Origin of the sequence: Nocardia sp. NPDC057272 (assembly GCF_042668615.1) — a bacterium.
Classification (GTDB): domain Bacteria; phylum Actinomycetota; class Actinomycetes; order Mycobacteriales; family Mycobacteriaceae; genus Nocardia.
The window spans coordinates 18,178-37,014 of record NZ_JBHUYK010000010.1; the positions used below are offsets into that span (position 1 = coordinate 18,178).

Below are 18,837 nucleotides of genomic sequence, written 5' to 3' on the forward strand. Positions count from 1 at the left end.
CGATCCCACGGGCCGGATTAAGCTCAGACCTCATGCACGAAACAGCTCGGCCGCGCCGCAAGCTCGGCGTCATGGGCGGCACCTTCGACCCGATCCACCACGGCCACCTGGTCGCTGCGAGCGAGGTCGCGAACCGGTTCGAGCTCGACGAAGTGATCTTCGTGCCGACCGGCCAGCCGTGGCAGAAGGTCAACAAGCAGGTCAGCCCCGCCGAGGATCGCTATCTGATGACCGTCATCGCCACCGCGTCCAACCCGAGGTTTTCCGTCAGCCGGGCCGACATCGAACGCAACAAGGTCACCTACACGGTGGACACCCTGCGCGAGATGCAAAACGCGCATCCCGACGCGGAGCTGTACTTCATCACCGGTGCGGACGCGCTGGCCAACATCCTGACATGGCAGGATTGGACCGAACTGTTCGAACTGGCGAAGTTCGTCGGGGTGAGCCGACCGGGTTACGAACTGAACACCGATCATCTCGAGGAGCATTTGCGGGACCTTCCCGCCGACGCCGTGACGATGGTCGAGATTCCCGCGCTGGCCATCTCGTCGAGCGAATGCCGCCGCCGCGCCGCGGAGGGTCGGCCGGTCTGGTACCTCGTCCCCGACGGCGTGGTGCAGTACATATCGAAGCGGCACCTCTACGTGCCCGCAGGAACGGAAGGTAGCTGACGTTGAGCCACATGAGCGAGGGTCTGACCCCGCAGGAGGAGACCGTATGAGTGCCTCTACCGAAGCGATCGAGATGGCCACGGTCGCCGCACTCGCCGCCGACGACAAGCTGGCCACCGATGTCGTCGTCCTCGACGTCTCCGAGCAGCTGGTGATCACCGACTGCTTCGTCATCGCGTCGGCGCCCAACGAGCGCCAGGTCAACGCGATCGTCGACAATATCGAGGACAAGCTGCGCGAAGCCGGCCACAAGCCGGTCCGTCGCGAAGGCACCCGTGAGGGTCGCTGGGCGCTGCTCGACTACGTCGATATCGTCGTGCACGTCCAGCACAACGACGAGCGCAACTTCTACGCACTCGAGCGCCTGTGGCGTGACTGCCCGGCGGTTCCCGTCGAAGGCATCGCCGCACTCCCGACTCCGGCCGCGGACGACGACGCGCAGGTAGAGGGAATCAACGAGTGAGCAAGTACGCCCATGTGCGCAACCTGATCCTGTTGCGGCACGGGCAGACCGAATGGAACGCGGCCGACCGGATGCAGGGTCAGATCGATACCGATCTCACCGAACTCGGTCGCCAGCAGGCCAAAGAGGCCGCGCGCGAACTGGGTTCACGCAACGCCATCGCGATCCACGCCTCCGATCTGCGTCGCGCCAAGGAAACCGCGCAGGCACTCGGTGACATCAGCGATCTGCCTGTCATCACCGATCCGCGGCTGCGCGAAACCAACCTGGGCGACTGGGAAGGCCTGACCCACCTCGAAGTCGACGCCGATTACCCCGGCGCGCGTGTGCAGTGGCGTCTCGATGCCACCTACACACCGCCCGGCGGCGAGAGCAAGCTCGAGGTGGGTGCCCGGTCCCTGCCTGTGGTGCGCGAACTGTACAACGAGCGGCAGGATTGGCCCGGTCGGACTATCATCCTGGTTGCGCACGGCGGGCTGATCGCTGCTCTGACGGCCGCGTTGCTGGAGCTGCCACCGGAGAACTGGCCTGCCCTGGGTGGGCTGGCCAATACCAGCTGGGTGCAGCTTTCCAGCCACGGCCCGGACATCGATCGACCCGGCTGGCGCCTCGATGTGTGGAACGCAGCGGCGAAGGTAGCTCCCGATGTCCAATGAAGAGCCCGACCGATCAGTACCTGATGAGATGTTCCAGCAGGTGACGGCCAAAGCCGGACGGCAATTGCCGGACGCGCTATTCGGTCCGCCACCCGCTCGGCCCGCGCGCGCAGAGCGCGAGGAGCCGATCCGTTCGGTACCGGACGAGCTCTTCAAGCAGGTCACCGCGCGCAGCGCACGATCGCTGCCCGATGCCCTGTTCGGCCCGGTGCCCCCGCCGGTCGTCGCAGAACCCGAGCCGGACGACTCGGCGGCGGACGCCGTCGAGTCCGGCTCGGGGACAGCGGATTCCGGGTCCCCGGCCGCCGATGTTTCCCCAGACGGCAGTGTTAGTGCGGTGACCTCGATCGGTGACGATGCCGAGGTCGCCGGCGGCGCTGTCGACGTCGCATCCAGTTCCGCTGTGCAGGAAGCAGACAGTGAGACTACCGGTGCTACGGCATCGGTGGACGTTGTCGCAGATGACGGTTCGACAGACGAACTCGGCGATGCGGATTCCGGTGCTGCACAGACCGATATCGCCGAGTCCACTGCGGATATCGCCACGGCTGCTGCGGATGCGGTCTCGGATGCAGGCAGCGAGAAGTCCACGGAGCGGTCCGTCGATGACCCGGCAGTCGCCGAGTCGATCGTGGATGCCGCCGGATCTACGGATACGGCTGCGCCGCAACCACTCCGACCGGAGGCGACTGATCCGGTTCAGGTCGACGCCACTACCTCGCCCGAAGTTTCTTCGGCTGAGGTGACGGCCGCCGTCGAAACCGGTTCTGCTGACGCGCAGGTCGATCCTCCCGCCGCACTTCCGGACGTGGACCTCGATACCTCGGACAGCCTGCTGACATCTTCGGCAACCCCTGTCGCGGATCCCGCAGTCGAGGCGTCCGCGAATCCTGCTGTCTCGCACGGTGGATCGGTCGTTGCGGAGACGGTCGGTTCGCTGCTCGTCGAGGAAGCCGTGTCGCCCAGACCGGTCGAGTCGGCCGCACCGCGTCCAGTGCTGCTCGTGATCGCGGACTCGCTCGCCTACTACGGGCCGAAGGGCGGGCTGCCCGCCGATGACCCACGGATCTGGCCGAATATGGTTGCCGCGGAACTGGATTGGGATGTCGAGCTGATCGCCCGGATCGGCTGGACCTGTCGCGATGCCTACTGGGCGCTGATCGGAGACCCTCGCGTGTGGGCCGCGGTGCCGCGCGCCGGGGCGGTCGTGTTCGCCGTCGGCGGCATGGACACGCTGCCGTCCCCGCTGCCCACCGCGCTGCGGGAGATGATTCGCTACATCCGTCCGCCGCGTCTGCGTCGTGGCGTGCGGGCGTCCTACAACTGGTTGCAGCCGAAGCTGTCGAAACTCGGTCGCCCGGTTGCCCTTCCGCCGAGGGTGAGTGTGGACTACCTGGAGCAGTCGCGGACCGCGCTGAACCATCTGCGTCCGGAGCTGCCTGTCGTGGCGGTGCTGCCGTCGGTCCACAAGTGCGACGCCTACGGGCGGGTCCACCGGGGCCGGGCGCGGGCGGTCAAGGCATTGCAGGCATGGTCGGGTCGCACGTCGGTGCCGCTCGTCGACCTCGGCGAGGCCGTGCGCGACGACATCGAGTCGGGATCGGCGAACCCGGATGGCATCCACTGGGGCTGGGCGGGGCACGCGGCGGTGGCGACGGCGATGACGAAGGCGCTGCAGGAGGTCCGGTAGGCCGTGGCCGTTGTGGTGGTCACCGATTCGGCGGCGGGGTTGTCCGCCGATCTCGTCGCCGAGCTCGGTATCGAAGTGGTGCCGTTGCACGTGCTCGTCGGTGAGCACGAGATCCGGGAAGGCGTCGACCCGATCGAGATCGACTACACCGCCGACTCGGTCACCACGTCGGCCGCCTCGCCCGGAGAACTGCGCGAAGCCTACGAACGAGCGCTGAGCCAGAGCGACGGAGACGGTGTCGTGGCCGTCCATCTGTCGCGCCGATTGTCGGCGACGTGGGAGTCGGGCCGCCAGGCGGTGCGTGACATGGGCGCCGAAGATCGTGTGCGCGTTGTCGATTCGCTCGGGGCCGGCCTGGCGACCGGTCTGCCCGTGCTGGCCGCCGCGCGTAAGGCGAGGGCAGGCGAGGCATTGAACGATGTCTACGAGCGCGCGGTGTCGGCCGCGACCCGTTCGCGTACGTTCATTCTGGTCAACCGCACCGAGCAACTCCGCAAGGGTGGCAGGCTGAGCAGCGCCGCGGCGTTCTTCGGCAGTGAACTGGTGACGAAACCACTGCTGCAACTGGTAGAGGGCAAGCTCGAAATGCGCGAGAAGGTGCGAACCAGATCGCGCGCCTACGCCAAGCTGGTGGCTGCCGCGGTGGAGGCGGCCGCGTCCGATGGTGCGGCCCTCGGCATCCAGCATCTCGGTGCCCCCGATGCCGCCGAAAATATCGCGGCGCAACTGCGTGAGCAGCTGCCGGAGGTGCAAGAGCTCTACGTCGCCGAGTTCGGCCCCGCACTCGGCGTGCACCTCGGTGTCGGCGCACTCGGCGTCGCGGTGTTGCCCGGCGGATGCGTCTGATCGCTGCCGGTTCAGAATCTCGCTGAGGGCAAACAGTCCGGTGACGATGATCCGGTGCCTACCGTGGTTGTCATGGTTGGCAACACTTCCCCACAGACCGACGTTTCGCCACGAGTGCTCGTGGTCGAGTGGGACGACCCGGATGCCGAGTCGCTGCGTGCGGAGATGTCGGCCGAGATCCGTCCCCGCTACGCTCACCTCGAGCTCGCCCTGCGCGGTCCTTCGCCGATCGCGGTCGACCACGCGACCGTGCACCAGACGTTCGTCGCGTACGTGGGCGCGGAGCCTGTCGGGCACGCCGCGGTGCGCTGGAACGCCGGTGACCTCGAACTCAAGCGGATGTTCGTGCGTCCCGCCTACCGTGGCACCGGAACCGCGACCGCGCTGTTGCACGCCGCCGAAGCATCCGTGCGCGCGGCCGGCCGGCCGCGGATGATCCTGCAGACCGGGCACCTGCAGCCGGAAGCGGTGCGCTTCTACGAGCGCAATGGCTATTACCGGATTCCGCTGTTCGCGCCATATCACGTCCTGCCGCAGTCGAACTGTTTCGCGAGGAACCTGGACTGAAGTGGTGATCGCGGGGGGATCTACGATTCCCCGATGACCGGATACGACGACTTCGACCACCTCGACGCCGCGAGCCTGCCTCCCCGCAGACAACACATCCTGGCCGTGATCAGGGATTCGGTGCTCGCCCACGGCTACGCGCCGAGCACGCGGGAGATCGCCGACGCGGTGGGCCTGCGCTCCACATCCACGGTCTCCCAACACCTGAAGGCGTTGGAGGAGGACGGGTTCCTGCGCCGTGCCGCCACCATGAGCCGCCCCATCGACGTGCGCCTGTTCCTGCGTGGCGCGTCCGCCGCCGACTCCGACGCCTCGGTGTCGGTGCCCGTCGTCGGCGACATCGCGGCCGGCACTCCGATCCTGGCCGAGCACAACCCCGACGACGTCATGACCCTCCCGCGTGAACTGGTCGGCCGTGGTGAGGTTTTCGGCTTGCGGGTGCGTGGCGACTCCATGATCGATGCCGCGATCTGCGACGGCGACCTCGTGGTGGTCCGCAGTCAGCGCGAGGCCAACTCCGGCGATATCGTCGCGGCGATGATCGGGGAGGAAGCCACGGTCAAGGTGTACCGCCACCGCAACGGGCACGTCCAGCTCGAACCGCGCAACCCCGCCTACTCCGTGATCGACGGTGACGAAGCCGTCATCCTGGGCCGCGTCGTGTCGGTGATGCGCCGACTGTGAGGTCGCTACGCCGGGCCGAACCAGTCCAGTGACTGGCCGTGCGGCCCGGCGAAAGCCAATGGCTCGTCGTCGAGGGCGAGCACCAACCGGGCCGCCGTGCTCTCGCGTGGGGGCAACCGGTCGGCCAGCGTGCTGAGAACCCCGGTGCCCTCTTGCGAAACCCAGTGGCAGGGCAGGTCCCGCACCGTCGCCCGGAAGTCCGTCCGCGCCTGAGGCGAGAGGTAGTTCAGCACAGCACTGTGGAAAACCACCACGGTGCTGGCGCGTGGTGCCGCGAGCACGAGCTCGGTGACCTGCTCGTTCAGGTCGCCGGTGACGATCGTCGGTGGTTCCGCTGCCGCGATCGCGCAGGCCGAACGCAAGCGCGACAGCCGCTCGTCCTGACCCGGCCAGACCAGCGCGGACAGCCACCGCCGGTCGTCGCTGTTGCCGGCGTCGAGCGGGTTCAGATCTACTCCTGCGCGGTGGACGACCCGGGGGAGCCGGTCCGGGATCGGTACCGCTCCGGTTGTCTTGCAGGTCAAAACAACCGATGACGGACCGTCGGCCGGATCCAGCGCGGCGGTGTTGTAGCGATAACTGAAACGGTCCGGGTACAGGCACAGTCCGGCCGATGCTCCGACCTCGATGAGCGACAGGGGGCCGGGCAGGCGGGCCAGCACCGGCAGCAGGGTTGCCGCCCGGCCCGCCTCGTTCGTCTGTGTACGTCTGCGCAGTGCGGTCGCGGAGATCGCCGGCCAGTTCTCGCGCAGCTGGTCGCGGAACTCGTGATAGGGATCCGCGGTCGCGCCGTGCACTCGCGCGGCGGCCAGGATCAGGTTGGGTTGCTGTTTGTCCGTGGGCAATTGAGCGATCAGCGCCAGCACCTCCGCGTCCACGCTGATATCCAGCGCTCGTCGGTGATAGAGCGGGGAGTTTCCGCGCGCTTCGAGGAGCGCGAAGTCGCGGAATCGTTGTGCGAGTTCCATGGGTTCCTGAGTACTTCGAATCGGCCATGAGCGCACGGTATCCATTCGGGCAGACGAGATTCCGGGTGCGAAGCCTCGATGACCGGTGAGTTGTCCACAGGTTCGGAGTTATCCACAGGGTTCTTCGAAGCCCAGGTCGGCGGGGGTTTGCCAGGTCGGTGTCGGCCTAGCGTCGCTGCCATGTCACGACACGAAGAGCACGAGCGAGTACGGCAGCGGCTGGGCGGGCTCGCGGTCCACGAGCGAGCACGACCGAGTAGTCAGCCGCTGCGCGCGTCCGGGATGGAGGCAGGGGACAGTGCTGCGCTCTCTGACGACGGCGAAGGACAGTGGGACGATGACGAACTCGCGCCGCAGGCCGGACCGGCAGGTCCAGTGGGGCCACCCGGGTGGCTCGACGATGGTGGATCGGGTCGGCGAAACCGCCTGGTGCCAGCGCGCTTCCGGGACGCACGGCTGGATCCGGGTCGTCGCGGCGCGCTGGTACTCGGGCTGGTCGGGGTCATCGCTGTGGTGCTCACCGGTGTGATGGTGCTGCGAGATCAGCCGGTGGCGCGGGCGGTTCCGCCGGTGCCTGTCCTGCGGGCGGAAAGCGTTGCCGTACAGCCCGGCCCGACCACCGCCGTCGCTGCCGTGTCCGGTTCGGCCCCGGCCTCGGGTGCCGATGTCGTCGTCAGCGTGGTCGGTTTGGTCGAACGAGCCGGGCTGCACCGATTGCCGGACGGTTCTCGGATCGCCGACGCCTTGGAGAAGGCAGGAGGAATTCGTGACGGTGCCGACCTGGCAGGTCTGAACCTGGCACAACGGCTGGCGGACGGGGACCAGGTCATAGTCGGAGCCACGGATCCTCAATCCGGTCAACCACGCCTCGGCAGCATCATGATCGGCGCTGGTCGCGCGCCTGTGACCCCGCCCGGCCTCGGCGGCTCGAACACCGCGAGCTCGAAGCAAGGAGGCTCGAGCACCGCCGGCCTCAGTGGCGCTGTCTCGTCCGGCAATTCGCGCATCGATCTGAACACCGCAACCGAAGCCGAGCTGGACGCACTGCCCGGCGTAGGACCGGTCACCGCCAAGGCAATTCTCGCGTGGCGCACCACCAACGGACGCTTCACCGATGTCGCTCAACTCGGCGAGGTAGACGGCATCGGCCCCGCCCGGCTGGCTCGACTCCGCGACCTGGTGACGGCATGACCCACGCGAAGACGCCCTGCGTGGCGGTGATCGCATGACCTGCCCGGTGTGGCCGTGCGCACGGCTCGGAACCAGGCCCGCCACAGATCAGCCCACCGAAACGGTGAATGACCGCGCGCCGGGATCAGGCGATCTCCGTCGTCTGACATGTCCACTCGGATCGGGCGAAAACCTTTGTTCTGCGGACGATGTGGTTGACCTGGGCAGCGGTACGCCCCGACCTGACGACACGGCAGGCGGATGAGCCACGCGCCGGGCGAGGGAGCGGTTCGGGAGGAGCAGCGTCGGCGAACGACAGCCGTTCAGCACGTAGGGAAGATGCCGGGAGATTCGAACCGACGTGGGTGGCCGGGAACGGCTGAACGCGACAGCGCTTCGCAGGAGCGGTCGGGTCGGCGTCGGAGGACGCGAGCAGCAGAGCTCTGGGAGTGGGTGGTGCGGGGACCGGGACGCCGGGTTGGCGTGGGGCGACAAGGAGTGACGGGCGAGGGGGAACCAGAGCTGCAGGTACTCGATATGCGGTTGGTTCCTGCGGCGTTCGGGTGCTGGGTGGCGACGATTGTCGCGGTGACCGCGGGGTGGGTCGCGGGGTTGGTGCTGGCTGTTGCGTCGGTCGTGGTCGCGATCGGGTTGTGGGTTTTGCTGCTGTGGGCGATGGCGCATCGGCGGGAGCGGTGGCGGGTTGTCGCGGTGACCGGGTTGGCGACGATGCTGCTCGGTGCGGGGTTCGCGGCGGCCGGAGCGTGGCAGGAGCACCATGTTCAGGCACATCCGCTGCGAGAGTCGTTCGGTCGGTCGGTGAACGTGCTCGCGGTGGTCACCGATGACGCGAAACCCCTGCGCGCCGGTGGGTTCGGCGGTGAGCGGCGGTGGATTGTTCGTGCGGGTCTGCGGGAGTTCGGTCATGGCCCGGCATGGACGCAGGCCGGCGGTTCGATTGTGGTGCTCGCGCAGGGTAGTGAGTGGGCCGAGCTGTCGCCCGGGCAATGGGTGCGATTCCGGGCCGAGGTCAGCGAGCCGAACCGGGCCGATCTGACCGTCGCCACCCTGCACGCCGCCGACGCGCCGAAGCGGATCGGTGAGCCGCCGTGGTGGCAGCGGGTCGCGGCGAGCGTGCGAACGGATCTGGTGGACGCGTCCGCCAGGGCACTGCCACCTGCTGCGGCCGGGTTGCTGCCCGCGCTCGTTGTCGGTGACACCGTCGCGCTGCCGGAACAAGTGCGTGACGCATTCGAAATTGCCGGGTTGCAGCACCTCTGTGTGGTCAGCGGAGCCAATTTCACAATCCTGTTGACGGCCCTGTTGGCGCTCACCCGCCTGCTCACGGCCGGCCCGCAAACCAGTGCTGCTGCGGCGGCGGGGGCTGTCGCGCTGTTCGTCGTGATCGCCCGCCCCGACCCGAGCGTGCTGCGTGCGGCGGCGATGGGCTCGGTGACAGTGCTCGCCCTGCTCACCGGCAGACGCAAGCAGGCGCTGCCGGCGCTGTGTGCGGCGGTGATCGGATTGCTGGCCGTGGCACCGCAATTGGCGGTGAGCGCGGGATTCGCACTGTCGGTGCTCGCGACCGCGGGGCTGATCTTGCTCGCGCCCAGCTGGGCGGACTGGTTGCGGGCGCACGGTTGGTGGCGCGCACCCGCGGAGATCGTCGCGGTGTCGGCGGCCGCGTTCGTGGTCACCGTGCCGCTGATGGTTGCCCTGTCGGGGCGGGTGAGCCTGGTGGCGATCGTGGCGAACGCGCTCGTCGCACCGGTGGTCGGGCTGATCACGGTGATCGGCGCGGTGGGCGCGGTCGTGGCCTGCGTCTGGGGTGATGCCGCGGTATGGGTGCTGTGGTGCGCGCGGCCACCGATGTGGTGGTTGCTCGGCGTCGCCGATCGTGCGGCTGCGGTGCCGGGCGCCACGATCACGGTGCCTGGCGGCGTGGTCGCAGGATCGGTCGCGGCAGTGATCGTCGTCGTGGTCGTGGCGGCACTGCGCTGGTCGCACACCCGCCGACTCCTGGCGGTGGTGGTGCTGGGGGTGTCGATCGTGCTGCTCCCGGTGCGCTTCTTGCAGCCAGGATGGCCACCGTCGGGCTGGGTGCTCGCGATGTGTGACGTTGGGCAAGGCGACGGTCTGGCTCTGTCTGTTGCTCCCGGTGCCGCGGTCGTCGTAGACGTCGGCCCGGACCCACGCCCGATCCGGGCCTGCCTGGACCGCCTGAAGATCACCCACATCCCGCTACTGGTCCTCACTCACCCCCATGCCGATCACATCAACGGACTCGCCGGCGCTCTGCGAGACCGCACTGTCGATGCCATAGCCACCGCTCCGGGTGAACTCCGCTCAGCGATCGCCGAAACCTGTGCCGCCGCAGACCGCACCGCGGGACCGACGCCGCCCACAGTGCCGACCCCGCCCAGCCTCAGCCCGTCGAACGGAATTCCTTCGCATCCGACAGAAGTCGCGGGATACCCATCGCAACCAGTGGAATCGTCACCACCGGGTGTAGTCGCCGTGCAGGTGCCCTCTGTGGATTCGGCTGTCCCGCCGTTGCATCCGGACGACTCGGGCGGAACACCGTCTCGCTCGGCGACACCGACAGTGCCAGGGGGACCGCAGCCGACGGCAACCTCACATCCGCTGGAGCGATCGTCGACGGTGCGCGCTGAGGTGCGGCTGACGGGAGATGATCATGTCGTGTGCCCGCGTGGGACGCCGGAGGAGAGGCTGGCGAAAAGTGATGGCCGGTCCACGGAACAGACTGTTTTCCAACGAGAATCGCATAGCCACAGTGACGACACCGAGGGAGTCGAGCGGGTGACGGAACTGGCTGGTGCGGCTGGTATCCCGTTGATGGAACTGCACGCGGGGCACGAAATAACCTTTGGCTCAGTCGAATTACGCGTGCTGGCACCGAGCCGGGACATACCGACGTCACTGGCGGCCGACGAGGCCAACGATCGGTCACTGGTGATGCGAGCACGCACTCCAGCCGGAACGATCCTGTTCACCGGTGACATCGAGGCCGAGGCGCAGGCCCGGATCATGCGCGGTGGTGATGTCCGGGCCGACATTCTCAAGGTGCCTCATCACGGATCACGCACCACCACACCGGAATTCCTGCGTGCCGTCGGCCCACGCCTGGCGTTGGTCAGTGCCGGGTCGGACAACACCTTCGGTCATCCGCACCCCACGGTGACCACGACCCTGGCCGCGCTCGGCACCACCGTCGCGCGGTCCGACCTCGACGGCGACGTCGTGGTCGTGGGAACGGCCGCCGATCTGCGGACCGTCACGTCTCGACGACGTGCATGGCAGGCGCGGCACCGACCCACGCCTCGATGGCATCGAGGAACTCGATCTGGGGCCAGGCGCAGCAGAGCGACGGTGCTCGGCGACATGCACGAGGTCGGCGCCCCGGGGTGTCGGTGGGCGTACGTAGGATCGCCTGGTGAGCGAACGCCCTGCCTCGGTGCATCTGGTCCTCGGCGACGAGGAACTGCTGGTCGAACGTGCGGTTGCGATGGTGACCGCGCAGGTGCGGGCCTGTGCGCCCGATCCGGATTCGGTACCCGTCGACCGATTGCGCGCCGGTGACGCCAGCACCGCTGAACTGGCCGAGTTGCTCAGCCCCTCACTGTTCGCCGAAGACAGGGTGATCGTGCTCGAGTCGGCCGCGGAAGCGGGCAAGGACGCGGTCGCGGTGATCACCGAGGCCGCGGCCGATCCGCCCGACGGTGTGGTGCTCATGGTTCTGCACTCGGGCGGCGGACGGGCCAAGGCGCTGGCACCCGCACTGCAGAAGAAGGGCGCGACTGTCCACGAGTGCACCAAACTCAACAAGGGCGCTGAGCGCGTGGAGTTCGTGCGGGGCGAGTTCCGGGCCCTCGGGGTCAAGGTGTCGACCGAGGTCGTGCAGGCCCTGCTCGAATCCGTCGGCTCGGAGCTGCGTGAATTGGCCGCCGCCTGTTCACAATTGGTGTCCGACACCGGTGGCAAGGTCGACGCGAACGCGGTCCGTCGCTACTACTCCGGCCGAGCCGAGGTCACCGGCTTCGACGTCGCCGACCTCGCTGTCGCCGGCGACCGCTCCGGCGCGATGGAAGCCCTGCGCTGGGCCACCGACCGCGGCGTTCCCCACGTCCTGCTCGCCGACGCGCTCGCCGACTCGGTCCATACCATCGCCAAAGTCGGCTCGGCAGGCCGCGGCGACCCGTTCGCCCTCGCCCAGAAGCTCGGCATGCCCCCCTGGAAGATCAAGAAGGCCCAAGCCCAAGCCCGCGGCTGGAACCCCGCCACCATCGGCACCGCCTTACAGGTGGTAGCCACCCTCAACGCCGACGTCAAAGGCGGCGCCGCCGACGCCACCTACGCCGTAGAACACGCCCTCGCCCGCATCCTCGACCTCCGCGCCACCGGCTGACCCACCGGCTCCCCGGTGCGCATTTTCGCCGGCCGTCGGTACTCGCTCCCACTGAGCAGGCGCGCCGCACCGCCATCCAATCGGGATCCAATCGCGATGTCCGGTCGCTCTCACGGCTGGCACAGTTGATCATGAGATGGTTGAGCCGAGTGGTAGCCGGGATGGACGAGGCGGGCGCGGTCGACGCGGTCGGGGATCGGCGGGGCGGGTAGCTCGGCGGGTGGTGCAGGTGGTCGCGGCGGTGTTGTCGGCCGCGGTGGTGGTGGTCACGGCATATGGGTGGTCGACGGCGGGGAGTTTCGATGCGGGGTTCCTGCGGTCGCGGGCGATCGGGGACGACGCCCCGCACTCACTCGGGGGCGACCTCAACATCCTGCTGATCGGGTTGGATACCCGGCGCGATCAGAACGGCAACGAGCTCCCGGCCGAGGTCCTCGAGCAACTGCACGCCGGCGACGGTGACGAAGGCGGATACAACGCCAATACCCTGATCCTGGTGCATATTCCGGCCTCGATGGACAAGATCGTCGCGGTGTCGATACCGCGCGACGACTATGTGCCGGTCACCGGGATCCCGGGCTACACCCACGCCAAGATCAAGGAGGCGTACGGGTTGAAGAAGGCGGCCGTACAGGACCAGCTGATCGCGCGAGGCGTCACCGATCAGCGGAAACTGGAACAGGCGGGCAGGGAGGCGGGGCGGGCCTCTACCGTGGCCGCGGTCCGGGATCTGACAGGCGTGCCGATCGACAGGTTCGCCGAGGTGACCCTGGCGGGCTTTTACGATCTGGCCGCTGCGCTGGGCAGCGTGGAAGTGTGTCTGAACAAGCCGGTCCAGGACTCCGAGTTCTCCGGCGCCGATTTTCCCGCCGGGCGCCAGCAGCTGAATCCCGCGCAGGCGCTGGCCTTTGTCCGGCAGCGCCACGGGCTGGAGAACGGCGACCTGGATCGAACCCACCGTCAGCAGGCGTTCCTGACCTCGGTGGCCCGCCAGCTTCGCAGCGCGGGCACCCTCACCGACCCGGGCAAGCTCTCGGCACTGATGGATGTGGCGCATCGCAATATCGTGCTGTCGGACGGCTGGAACATGACCGAATTCGTCCGTACCCTGGGCGCCGCCGACGATCCCGAGGTCGAGTTCCGCACCTTGCCGGTGCTGCGCTACGACGTGATCAACGGCCAGGACGTGAACATCGTCGACCGGTCGGCGATCCGCCGCGAGATGGCCGCGGCCTTCGGTATGCCGGTCCCGGCCTCCACTACGGCCAGACGCACCGGACAACGCACGGAACCGCCTGCCGCCTGGTCGTCGGAGTCGACAGCGGGCGCTTGGCAGACCAGCACGACCGCGTCAGAGCCACAGACTCCCGACGCGGGCAGGCCGGTCCGCAGCGACATCACCTCGGGTCAGGTGCCCTGCGTGAACTGACTACTCGCCGGCGACGACCAGCGAGACGTCGACATCCTCGTCGTCGTCGAGGTCGTCGTAGCGTCCCTCCCACTCGTCGTAGAGGGGAACCTCGTCCTCGCGGGTGACGATCCACGCGGCGCCGTAGCCACCGTCCTCGTCGGGCACCATCACATTTTCGACCTTGAGACCGATACCCAGGATCTCCGCCGCGCGGATCACCTCGGCCAGGTCATCGCCTCGTACCACCGTCTGATTCGCGTACACCGTCAACATGGCGCGAATGGTAGCCGGTGGAAGGGAACGACAAAAGCCGCCGTGGTCATCGAGGCCACGGCGGCTGCGTCTTGCGAAGTATGCCAGCGAGCGCCAGGCTCGCCGTCGATCAGATCTTGTTCAGAGCCAGCGCGAGCGCGGACTTCTTGTTGGCCGCCTGGTTGGCGTGGATGACGCCCTTGGACGCGGCCTTGTCGAGCTTGCGGCTCGCGAACTGCAGCTGCTCAGCAGCCTTTTCCTTGTCGCCGCTGGAGGCAGCTTCACGGAAGTTGCGGATCGCGGTGCGCAGCGCGGACTTGACCGACTGGTTGCGCTTGCGCGCTTCCTCGTTGGTACGGATCCGCTTCATCTGGGACTTGATGTTGGCCACGCCTGTATCCTCTGGTTTCCTGTCGCTGGGTGGTATTCCTTGAAAGCTCGTCGGGCGCGCGCCCACGATGCAGCAGATGGTGCTGAACTACGGGTAACACCGCGCCGAAGATCGAGGTTACCAGCTCGCCACCCCCCGGCGAAATCGGCCCTCATCCGGTCGACCGGGGAGACGACGCCGATTTCACCCGTTTCAGGTGATGCAAAGAATTTACCTGTGTCACACACGACCCTGCTGCCGGGTGATGCACAGTTTTTGTCATGACCTCCACCACTGCGCCGAGTACGGCTCGATCTGCATCACCGGCGATGGTGAGAACGAACGGCCATCCGGCAGCCACCCACACCGGATTGTTCGAGGGATATGGCCCCGGCCGCTTCGCCGACGCGTTCGACGAGATGTTCGACGCGTCGGGAAAGGTCCGGGCGCCCTACAAGGGCATCCACGCCGCGATGGCGGCCAATGACGTCGATGACCTGGCCAAACGATCGGACGCGCTGGACCGCGCGTTCATCGACCAGGGCATCACCTTCTCCCTGTCGGGCCAGGAGCGCCCGTTCCCGCTGGATCTGGTGCCGCGGGTGATCGCCGCCGCGGAGTGGGCCAAGCTCGAACGCGGCATCAAACAGCGGGTCACCGCGATGGAGCTGTTCCTGGCCGACGTCTACGGCGAGCAGAACATCCTGCGTGATCAGGTGATCCCGAAGCGTCTGGTCACCTCGTGCGAGCACTTCCACCGCGAGGCCGCCGGGCTGGTCCCGCCCAACGGCGTGCGCATCCACGTCTCGGGCATCGACCTGGTCCGCGACGAGAAGGGCGACTTCCGGGTGCTGGAGGACAACCTGCGGTCGCCGTCGGGGGTGTCCTATGTGATGGAGAACCGGCGCACGATGGCCCGGGTCTTCCCCGATCTGTTCTCCTCGCATCGGGTGCGCGCGGTGGGCGACTATCCGGGCCACCTGCTGCGCGCGCTGCGGGCCTCCGCGGCGCCCAACGAGGTCGACCCGACCGTGGTGGTGCTCACGCCGGGCGTGCACAACTCCGCCTACTTCGAGCATTCGCTGCTGGCCCGGCAGATGGGTGTCGAGCTGGTGGAGGGTCGCGACCTGTTCTGCCGCGACAACGTCGTCTATATGCGCACGACGGCGGGAGAGCGTCAGGTCGACGTGATCTACCGGCGCATCGACGACACCTTCCTCGACCCGATGCACTTCCGCCCCGATTCCGTGCTCGGCGTCGCCGGCGTGCTCAACGCCGCCCGCGCGGGCAATGTGGTGATCTCGAGCGCGGTCGGCAACGGTGTCGGCGACGACAAGCTCATCTACACCTACGTGCCCAAGATCATCGAGTACTACCTCGGCGAGAAGCCGATCCTGCCCAATGTCGACACCTTCCGCTGCTGGCTGGACGACGAACGCGAGGAGGTGCTCGACCGGGTGGGTGAACTGGTGGTCAAACCGGTCGAGGGTTCCGGTGGCTACGGCATCGTGATCGGGCCCGACGCCTCGCCGCGCGAGCTGGAGGCGATCAAGCGCAAGATCAAGGCCGACCCGCGCGGCTGGATCGCCCAGCCGGTGGTGCAGCTCTCGACGGTGCCGACCAAGATCGGTGACGATCTCGCGCCCCGCCACGTGGACCTGCGCCCGTTCGCGGTCAACGACGGAGACGACATCTGGGTGCTGCCCGGCGGTCTCACCCGGGTCGCGCTGCCGGAGGGCTCGCTGGTGGTGAACTCGAGTCAGGGCGGCGGCAGCAAGGACACCTGGGTGCTGGCCGGGCGCGCGGGGTCGGTCGACCGGGAACTGGCCGGACCCGAACTGGTCAGTGAACCGCCGCAAGCGGATTCGTTCGAGCTCGGGCGCGAACTCAGCACGCCGCAGGCCAATCAGCAACAGCAGCAACAGCAGCAGACACAGCGGTTGATCGGGGAATAGAGACATGCTTGCTCGAAACGCCGAATCCCTCTACTGGATCGGCCGATACGTCGAGCGCGCCGACGACACAGCGCGCATCCTGGACGTGGCGGTGCACCAACTGCTCGAAGACGCCACCGTCGACGCGGACCGCACGTCTCGCGTGCTGCTGAAGGTGCTCGGGATCGAACCGCCCGAGGGCCTTCGCCTCGACGTGTGGTCGGTCACCGATCTCGTCGCCTACAGCCACGACCACGGCGTCTCGATCAGTGACTCCATCACCAAAGCCCGCGAGAACGCCCGCGGCGCACGCGAAGTCACCTCGAGTGAGATGTGGGAGTGCCTCAATGCCACCTACAACGGCATGGCCGCGGCGGAGCGGGCGGCGCGTGGCCTCGGTCCACACGAGTTCTTCTCCTACATCAAGGGAAGGGCGGCGATGTTCACCGGACTGACCGACTCGACCCTGAGTCGTGACGACGGCTACCGCTTCCTGCTGCTCGGGCGATCCATCGAACGCGTGGACATGATGGTGCGCCTGCTGCTCTCGCGCGCCGGTGACAAGACCTCCTCGCCCGCCTGGGTGACAGTGCTGCGCTCGGCGGGCGCGCACGACACCTACCTGCGCACCCATCGCGGCGCCCTCGACGCCGCCAGAGTCGCCGAGTTCATCCTGATAGACCGCCTGTTCCCGCGTTCGGTGTTCCACACGCTGCGCGTCGCCGAGGCCTGCCTGACCGAGCTCGATCAGCGGCCGGGCAGTCGCGTCGGCGCGCGGCACGAGGCGCAACGAGTGCTCGGACGCGCGCGCAGTGAACTCGAGTTCCTGCCGCCGGGAGTGTTGTTGGAAGATCTGCAGAGCCGCCTGCTCGCCCTGCAGAAATCGTGCCGTGAGCTCAGTGAAGCCGTGTCACGCCAGTACTTCCATGCCGCCCCGTGGGTGGCGTGGACCGACGTGCGCAGCAAGCAGGACAGCCGCGTGCAGGTAGAGGGAGAGCTATGAGTTGGCGGATCAGGGTGGTGCACACCACCGGTTATGTCTACGACGCGCCTGTGACGCGCTCGTTCAACGAGGCCAGGCTCACCCCGCGCGCCGACAGCAGGCAGAACGTGATCCTCAATCGCGTCGAAACCGTGCCCGCCACAAGGGCTTATCGCTACACCGACTACTGGGGCACCGCGGTCACGGCCTTCGACCTGCACGCACCGCACACCGAACTCGAGGTGACCGGGTCCTCGGTGGTCGAGACCGAACCGTTCGCCGAGCCCACCGAGGAACTGAGCTGGGACGAACTGCAGGGTGGGCGGGTCGTCGACCGGTTCGACGAAATGCTCAGTCCCACCGCCTATGTGCCGCGCGATCGCAAACTGTCGACGGTGGCGCGTCAGCTCTCGCGCGGTGAGGAGCCGGCCAAGGCGGTGGTGCGCGCGGCCGAGTGGGTGCACAAGGAGATGGACTACATCGCGGGCACGACCTCGGTGCACACCTCGGCGCTGCAGGCCTTCGCCGAACGTCGCGGCGTGTGCCAGGACTACGCCCACCTGACGCTGGTGTTGTTGCGCAGCATGGGAATTCCCAGTCGCTACGTGTCCGGCTACCTGCATCCGAAGCCGGGTGCGGCGATCGGCGAAACGGTGGCGGGCCAGTCGCACGCGTGGATCGAGGCGTGGACCGGGCAGTGGTGGGGCTACGACCCGACCAACAATCTCGCCGTCAACGAGCAGCACGTGTCGGTCGGCGTGGGTCGTGACTACGCCGATGTGCCGCCGTTGAAAGGCGTGTTCTCCGGCGGCGGCTCGACAGACCTGGAGGTCGTTGTGGAGGTCACCCGGCTCGCGTAGTGTCCGAGAGGCTCGTGCGGACCCCGCTCGCCGCGGGGTTGATTCCTCCCGGAGAGGTGGCGGCCGATGTCTCCCACTGCACAGGAACTCGTCGAAATCGAAGTCGTCCCGGAGCCGAAGAAGTGGGCGGCCGAGGGGCTCGGCACTTTCATCCTCGTGATCTGTGGCGTCGGCACGATGGTGCTGACGGGCGATCGGGTGGGCCCGCTCGGGGTCGCCTTCGCCTTCGGACTGTCGCTGATGTTCCTGGTCTACGCGATCGGGCCGATCTCGGGCTGCCACGTCAACCCGGCTGTGACGCTCGGGCACATGTTGCTCGGGCGGATCAGCGCGATCGGTGCGGTCGGCTATGTGATCGCCCAGCTGGTCGGCGCGTTCCTCGCCGGTCTCGTGTTGTTCGCGTTGGCGAACAACCTGCCCGCCTACGACCGCCCGGTCGACGGTCTCGGCGCCAACGGCTGGGGTGCGCACAGTCCGTCGGCGGTGACCGGTCCGCTCGGTGAGGTGGTGGTGCAGAACGGGTACGGCTTGGCGGCCACCATCATCATCGAGGTGATGCTCACCGCGCTGCTGGTGTTCGTGGTGCTGGCCTCGACCGATCAGATCTCCGACGTGCCGCTGGCCGGGCTCTCGATCGGCGTGACGCTCACGGTGATCTACCTGGTCTCGCTGCCGATCGACAACACCTCGGTGAACCCGGCGCGCAGCCTGGGCGTCGCGCCGTATCAGGACGGGGCGATGGGGCAGATATGGGCGTTCATCGTCTTCCCGCTGATCGGCGGGGCACTGGGCGCACTGCTCTACGGCCTGATCTTCGGCCGGTCCAAGAACGTGCACTCCTAGCTACGAACACCATCGAACCCCGATCCGGATGACCGGATCGG

At 67.7% G+C, this 18,837-nt stretch carries 18 protein-coding genes; 15 read left to right on the forward strand and 3 right to left on the reverse strand.

The window, feature by feature from the left end:
- Positions 1-32: 32 nt before the first annotated feature.
- From nadD to lexA, 7 genes are all read left to right on the forward strand, one after another.
- Positions 33-674, forward strand: a complete 642-nt coding sequence (nadD, locus tag ACFULV_RS15955) for a nicotinate-nucleotide adenylyltransferase (protein WP_101463962.1) — start codon at positions 33-35, stop codon at positions 672-674.
- A 46-nt stretch (positions 675-720) separates the two neighbouring features.
- On the forward strand, positions 721-1,137 hold the full coding sequence (gene rsfS, locus ACFULV_RS15960) for a ribosome silencing factor (protein ID WP_056821472.1): 417 nt from the start codon (positions 721-723) through the stop codon (positions 1,135-1,137).
- The gene (locus ACFULV_RS15965) at positions 1,134-1,793 is read left to right on the forward strand and encodes a histidine phosphatase family protein (protein ID WP_101463961.1); all 660 of its coding nucleotides are present in this window, start codon (positions 1,134-1,136) and stop codon (positions 1,791-1,793) included. Before rsfS ends, ACFULV_RS15965 begins: the two co-directional genes overlap by 4 nt.
- Positions 1,783-3,483, forward strand: a complete 1,701-nt coding sequence (octT, locus tag ACFULV_RS15970) for a diglucosylglycerate octanoyltransferase (RefSeq protein ID WP_378657175.1) — start codon at positions 1,783-1,785, stop codon at positions 3,481-3,483. The genes ACFULV_RS15965 and octT overlap by 11 nt, the downstream gene beginning before the upstream one ends.
- 3 nt (positions 3,484-3,486) lie before the next feature.
- Entirely contained in the window at positions 3,487-4,329 is an 843-nt protein-coding gene (locus tag ACFULV_RS15975; protein ID WP_378657178.1) for a DegV family protein, read from the forward strand.
- A 72-nt stretch (positions 4,330-4,401) separates the two neighbouring features.
- Positions 4,402-4,896: a GNAT family N-acetyltransferase gene (locus tag ACFULV_RS15980; RefSeq protein ID WP_378657181.1), complete on the forward strand. Its 495-nt coding sequence runs from the start codon at positions 4,402-4,404 to the stop codon at positions 4,894-4,896.
- A 33-nt stretch (positions 4,897-4,929) separates the two neighbouring features.
- Positions 4,930-5,580: a transcriptional repressor LexA gene (gene lexA, locus ACFULV_RS15985; protein WP_378657183.1), complete on the forward strand. Its 651-nt coding sequence runs from the start codon at positions 4,930-4,932 to the stop codon at positions 5,578-5,580.
- A gap of 5 nt (positions 5,581-5,585) precedes the next feature.
- On the opposite strand, the gene ACFULV_RS15990 is transcribed toward lexA, so the two are convergent.
- The gene (locus tag ACFULV_RS15990) at positions 5,586-6,548 is read right to left on the reverse strand and encodes a DUF2332 domain-containing protein (protein ID WP_378657185.1); all 963 of its coding nucleotides are present in this window, start codon (positions 6,546-6,548) and stop codon (positions 5,586-5,588) included.
- A gap of 180 nt (positions 6,549-6,728) precedes the next feature.
- Between ACFULV_RS15990 and ACFULV_RS15995 the strand changes: the two genes are divergently transcribed.
- From ACFULV_RS15995 to ACFULV_RS16010, 4 genes are all read left to right on the forward strand, one after another.
- Positions 6,729-7,739, forward strand: a complete 1,011-nt coding sequence (locus ACFULV_RS15995) for a helix-hairpin-helix domain-containing protein (protein WP_378657188.1) — start codon at positions 6,729-6,731, stop codon at positions 7,737-7,739.
- Between the two features lie 516 nt (positions 7,740-8,255).
- Positions 8,256-11,318: a ComEC/Rec2 family competence protein gene (locus ACFULV_RS16000; RefSeq protein WP_378657191.1), complete on the forward strand. Its 3,063-nt coding sequence runs from the start codon at positions 8,256-8,258 to the stop codon at positions 11,316-11,318.
- Positions 11,200-12,144 (forward strand): DNA polymerase III subunit delta, encoded by a 945-nt coding sequence (gene holA, locus ACFULV_RS16005; protein WP_378657541.1) that lies wholly within the window; start codon positions 11,200-11,202, stop codon positions 12,142-12,144. The genes ACFULV_RS16000 and holA overlap by 119 nt, the downstream gene beginning before the upstream one ends.
- 220 nt (positions 12,145-12,364) lie before the next feature.
- Positions 12,365-13,573 (forward strand): LCP family protein, encoded by a 1,209-nt coding sequence (locus ACFULV_RS16010; RefSeq protein ID WP_378657193.1) that lies wholly within the window; start codon positions 12,365-12,367, stop codon positions 13,571-13,573.
- Here the strand turns inward: ACFULV_RS16010 and ACFULV_RS16015 are convergent, their stop codons facing one another.
- Positions 13,574-13,828, reverse strand: coding sequence for a hypothetical protein (locus ACFULV_RS16015; protein ID WP_378637424.1), 255 nt, complete (start codon positions 13,826-13,828; stop codon positions 13,574-13,576). It lies immediately after the preceding gene.
- A 109-nt stretch (positions 13,829-13,937) separates the two neighbouring features.
- On the reverse strand, positions 13,938-14,198 hold the full coding sequence (rpsT, locus tag ACFULV_RS16020; protein ID WP_056821462.1) for a 30S ribosomal protein S20: 261 nt from the start codon (positions 14,196-14,198) through the stop codon (positions 13,938-13,940).
- Between the two features lie 308 nt (positions 14,199-14,506).
- On the opposite strand from rpsT, the gene ACFULV_RS16025 reads away from it, so the two are divergent.
- The 4 genes from ACFULV_RS16025 (at position 14,507) to ACFULV_RS16040 (ending at position 18,796) form a co-directional block, all read left to right on the forward strand.
- Positions 14,507-16,132 carry a circularly permuted type 2 ATP-grasp protein gene (locus ACFULV_RS16025; protein ID WP_378637741.1) on the forward strand — a complete coding sequence of 542 codons (1,626 nt, stop codon included), beginning with the start codon at positions 14,507-14,509 and terminating at the stop codon, positions 16,130-16,132.
- 4 nt (positions 16,133-16,136) lie between these two features.
- A complete protein-coding gene (locus tag ACFULV_RS16030) occupies positions 16,137-17,114 on the forward strand; it encodes an alpha-E domain-containing protein (protein WP_101463949.1) in 978 nt (325 codons plus the stop codon).
- Positions 17,111-17,953: a transglutaminase domain-containing protein gene (locus ACFULV_RS16035; RefSeq protein WP_378637428.1), complete on the forward strand. Its 843-nt coding sequence runs from the start codon at positions 17,111-17,113 to the stop codon at positions 17,951-17,953. Before ACFULV_RS16030 ends, ACFULV_RS16035 begins: the two co-directional genes overlap by 4 nt.
- A gap of 66 nt (positions 17,954-18,019) precedes the next feature.
- Entirely contained in the window at positions 18,020-18,796 is a 777-nt protein-coding gene (locus ACFULV_RS16040; RefSeq protein ID WP_378657195.1) for an aquaporin, read from the forward strand.
- The last annotated feature ends 41 nt before the right edge of the window (positions 18,797-18,837 follow it).

Excerpts from the sequence above, each read along its gene's own strand:
- nadD (WP_101463962.1), top strand. The coding sequence starts at position 33 with ATGCACGAAACAGCTCGGCCGCGCCGCAAGCTCGGCGTCATGGGCGGC.
- rsfS (WP_056821472.1), top strand. The coding sequence starts at position 721 with ATGAGTGCCTCTACCGAAGCGATCGAGATGGCCACGGTCGCCGCACTC.
- octT (WP_378657175.1), top strand. The coding sequence starts at position 1,783 with ATGTCCAATGAAGAGCCCGACCGATCAGTACCTGATGAGATGTTCCAG.
- ACFULV_RS15980 (WP_378657181.1), top strand. The coding sequence starts at position 4,402 with ATGGTTGGCAACACTTCCCCACAGACCGACGTTTCGCCACGAGTGCTC.
- lexA (WP_378657183.1), top strand. The coding sequence starts at position 4,930 with ATGACCGGATACGACGACTTCGACCACCTCGACGCCGCGAGCCTGCCT.
- ACFULV_RS15990 (WP_378657185.1), bottom strand. The coding sequence starts at position 6,548 with ATGGAACTCGCACAACGATTCCGCGACTTCGCGCTCCTCGAAGCGCGC.
- ACFULV_RS15995 (WP_378657188.1), top strand. The coding sequence starts at position 6,729 with ATGTCACGACACGAAGAGCACGAGCGAGTACGGCAGCGGCTGGGCGGG.
- ACFULV_RS16000 (WP_378657191.1), top strand. The coding sequence starts at position 8,256 with ATGCGGTTGGTTCCTGCGGCGTTCGGGTGCTGGGTGGCGACGATTGTC.
- ACFULV_RS16015 (WP_378637424.1), bottom strand. The coding sequence starts at position 13,828 with ATGTTGACGGTGTACGCGAATCAGACGGTGGTACGAGGCGATGACCTG.
- ACFULV_RS16025 (WP_378637741.1), top strand. The coding sequence starts at position 14,507 with ATGGTGAGAACGAACGGCCATCCGGCAGCCACCCACACCGGATTGTTC.
- ACFULV_RS16030 (WP_101463949.1), top strand. The coding sequence starts at position 16,137 with ATGCTTGCTCGAAACGCCGAATCCCTCTACTGGATCGGCCGATACGTC.
- ACFULV_RS16035 (WP_378637428.1), top strand. The coding sequence starts at position 17,111 with ATGAGTTGGCGGATCAGGGTGGTGCACACCACCGGTTATGTCTACGAC.
- ACFULV_RS16040 (WP_378657195.1), top strand. The coding sequence starts at position 18,020 with ATGTCTCCCACTGCACAGGAACTCGTCGAAATCGAAGTCGTCCCGGAG.